1 protein-coding gene is annotated in these 927 nt (G+C 57.0%); it reads left to right on the plus strand.

The window, feature by feature from the left end; genetic code table 11:
• The coding region (locus AC1D0Z_RS22950; RefSeq protein ID WP_477660434.1) for a hypothetical protein at positions 1-468 on the plus strand (468 nt) is incomplete at its 5' end.
• Between the last annotated feature and the right edge of the window lie 459 nt (positions 469-927).

Here is a 927-nt window from a genome sequence, read left to right on the forward strand (position 1 = left end):
ATTGAAGGGCCTGCTGTAAAGAGCGCCCGCTCCTTTTCGCCGCCGCGTGCCGGTGAATACCGTGGCAAAGGCGCAGCGGGCCGTTATCATGACGAGCCGCAATTTCCTGAAGACCGTATGGCCCTCCTGCTGTTCCCCCTCGTTCTCTTTGCCCTCATCACCCTGATGCCCGTGAAGTGGGCTGCCGGGTTTGTCGAGGCTGGCAACACCAGCTATGGCGCTGCCGCCATCGCGGCGATTACTGCACCTGCCGTGAGCCTGGGGGTCTTCAAGCTGGCCGGTGGCGGTTTCATGGGATTCGTGTTTGCCTTTATGGCCGGGATCGCGGTGTACGCGGCGATTTTCCGTGTACCGGGCCGGTCCCTCATCGGCTTCTCCATCATGGTGATTGCCTTGCAGGCCGCCGTGCTGTTTGCACTGATCTCATTTGGCGTCAAGACAGGGCAGGGGCTGGTTCTGACGCTCTAGGCACGTCTGGCACACGTCGCGCTCTTGCAGGTGGATTGGCCCAACAGGAAGACCGGGCCGGATTTGTGAGGCGCCCTATCGAACAGCCAGGCGAGGGCGGTAGCCCTCCCTTCTTTTTGCTATCAAAACAATAGCTTCTTGCGCCCGCCATTATTGGCCTGCAAGCTGGTTTCATGGCCGAAATCACCCAAAAACCGCACTTGAGGGTCCTTGAAGGGCGTAAAAGCGGCGTAAAAGCTCCCGAAGCTGATTCGCGGCCCCCCAGGAATACCGTTTCCGGTATAAAAAATGGCCCTGAGCCAATAGGGACGAGCGCCAGCAGCTATTATTTTGATAGCGATCGAGGAAGCCTGGAAACCTCGTCAGCCTCCTGAAAGCCCATTATCCATAATTAAGAATTCAGTTTCGCTGAGTTTCAATCTCTCTGACCCTGAAACAACAAAAACCTATCTGGAGACA

Source organism: Polaromonas sp. P1_E3, assembly GCF_056405935.1.